Source organism: Bacillus sp. 05T31 (assembly GCF_056396725.1).
Genome location: NZ_JBFTMA010000697.1, coordinates 1 through 2,335 on the forward strand (window position 1 = coordinate 1; position 2,335 = coordinate 2,335).

At 38.3% G+C, this 2,335-nt stretch carries 3 protein-coding genes; 2 read left to right on the top strand and 1 reads right to left on the bottom strand.

Annotation, left to right across the window (positions count from 1 at the left end; translation table 11 throughout):
* Positions 1 to 654, top strand: a 654-nt coding sequence (locus AC1DJR_RS26770) for an S-layer homology domain-containing protein (RefSeq protein ID WP_477003936.1), incomplete at its 5' end; no start/stop codon positions are given.
* Between the two features lie 41 nt (positions 655 to 695).
* Here AC1DJR_RS26770 and AC1DJR_RS26775 read toward each other — a convergent pair.
* Positions 696 to 1,568 carry a Cof-type HAD-IIB family hydrolase gene (locus AC1DJR_RS26775; RefSeq protein WP_429687039.1) on the bottom strand — a complete coding sequence of 291 codons (873 nt, stop codon included), beginning with the start codon at positions 1,566 to 1,568 and terminating at the stop codon, positions 696 to 698.
* 134 nt (positions 1,569 to 1,702) lie between these two features.
* Here AC1DJR_RS26775 and AC1DJR_RS26780 point away from each other — a divergent pair, with 134 nt between their 5' ends.
* Complete coding sequence (locus AC1DJR_RS26780; RefSeq protein WP_429687038.1) at positions 1,703 to 2,317, top strand: DNA-3-methyladenine glycosylase; 615 nt, start codon at positions 1,703 to 1,705, stop codon at positions 2,315 to 2,317.
* The last annotated feature ends 18 nt before the right edge of the window (positions 2,318 to 2,335 follow it).

Consider the following 2,335-nt stretch of genomic DNA (forward strand, 5'->3'; position numbering starts at 1 on the left):
GCCTTTATGATTCAACGTGGACAATGGAATGCTTTCTTACAAGGCACAAATTCTTATTATAATGCAAACCGTAAAAACGGAGTGAATCCTGGGAAAGATATTATTCCTGAAAAAGTTACTCATGATAATGATGACATCACAGGTGGCTGGTATGAACAAGACATTCGCCAACTAGCAGCTAAAAAAATTATGTTCGGTGACGGTAATGGTTCTTATTGGCCAAATCGCCTTGTAACACGTGCGGAGTTTGCAAATTTAATGTCGCGCTCTTTAAAATTACCTGGTGGAAATTCTAAATTTACAGACTTAAACGAAGCACATCCGTCTTTAGTAGATGGCATTAACCGTGCCGCCAGCGCAGGTATAATTAATGGTCGTGGGAATAATAAATTTGATCCAAATGCTACAATAACACGTGATGAAGCTGTTATTATGATTGACCGTGCACTAGATTACTACTGGATTTATACAAAAGAAGTGAAATTACCATTCACTGACCAGGACTTAGCATACGATAAAAAAGCATTACAAAACGTTTATGCATATGGAATTGTAAAAGGTAACGAGCGAAACGAGTTTGTACCAAAAGGCACAGCAACACGTGGTGAAGCTGCGGCATTTTTAAATAGAATGCTGAAAGTAATCGAAGCATAAAAAAAGAAAAGAAACGTAGCGAAAATGCTACGTTTCTTTTTTCATCGTTTCGGTGTATGTTTATGATTCTTTAAAAAAGGAAGCGGGAATTGCTTACGAAAATGCTCTTTAATCATGTACTCTACGCCGTTCTCAGTATTAGAACGTGTAATCCAGTCCGCCGCCTGCTTTAATTCTACAGGGGCGTTCCCCATTGCTACCCCGAGCCCAACATTTTCAATTATCTCTAAGTCTTCTATGCTATCTCCAATCGCAACCATTTCACTAAGGTTAATATTTAAATGCTCCCCAAGTAATTGTAAACCACGTAGTTTTGATACATTTTGAGGGAGAATTTCTATACGTCTTTCATCACACTCAACGTACTCTACATCTTGAAATGCCTTTCTTAACGTATTCATCCCTCTTTCTTTTTCACCTTTCGTATGGAAAACAATATCAATTTTTGGTGCAGCTACTGGATGATCACGCAGTGCATCCCCTAGCGAATCTACAAATTGAACCGGATAAAATAATGGATCTGCGCTTGATAATACAGTACGCGCAATTAAGTTTGGTGTATTTCTCTCACGATTCCCAATTGAATATCGTTCATGAGAAATGCGAACATTACAATCAAAATGCTCTAACACTTGCACGATATTAAAGGTTTTCTCTTCAGATAATCTCCTTTGAACGAACGGCTTATCTAACGTTGCTGAAACGAAAGCACCACCATGTGTAACTAATATAGAATCTAATTTTAACGCCTTCGCTATTTTATGAGCAGATTGAAAATTACGATTCGTAAACAATGTAACGTATACATCTTTTCTTTTCACAAAGTCAATTGTCTCCCGTAACCCTTTTGCGATTTTTCCGTTGTTGTATAGTAGTGTCCCATCTATATTAAGAGCTAGTAAGCGATAAATCATGCCGCACTCCCCCTCTTCGCTGTTGTACTCTATCCATAATTTATGAAATAAATGTAGTAAATAGAACGAGTTAGAATTACTACTGAAAATTTGGTTTACTATATACATATACAACTGGCAAAGGAGATAGTACAATGCAGGCACCTCCTTCTTTTTATGAAGGCGATACGTTAGAGGTCGCAAAGAAGTTACTCGGACATAAACTCGTTCATATTGTAGACGGCATAAATCGGAGCGGAATTATTGTAGAAGTAGAAGCATACAAAGGTCCAGATGATAAGGCCGCTCATAGTTACGGCGGAAGACGAACTAATCGAACAGAAGTAATGTTCGGCGCACCCGGACATGCTTACGTATATTTAATTTACGGTATGTATCATTGCTTTAACGTAATTACAGCACCAATCGGCACCCCGCAAGGAGTTCTCATTCGTGCTCTTGAACCTGTAGATGGAATCGAAGACATGAAACTAGCGCGCTACAACAAAACTGACATTACGAAAGCTCAGTATAAAAACTTAACAAATGGCCCCGGAAAACTATGCCGCGCACTCGGAATCACTTTAGAAGAACGCGGGGTATCATTACAAAGTGATACATTACATATTGAGCTAGTTCCGGAAGAAGAACATTTATCATCCACACATAACATAATAGCTGGCCCTCGTATTAATATTGATTACGCAGAAGAAGCCATTCACTACCCATGGCGGTTTTATTATGAAAAGCATCCGTTTGTTTCAAAATAAAGAAGCTATCCTATAAGT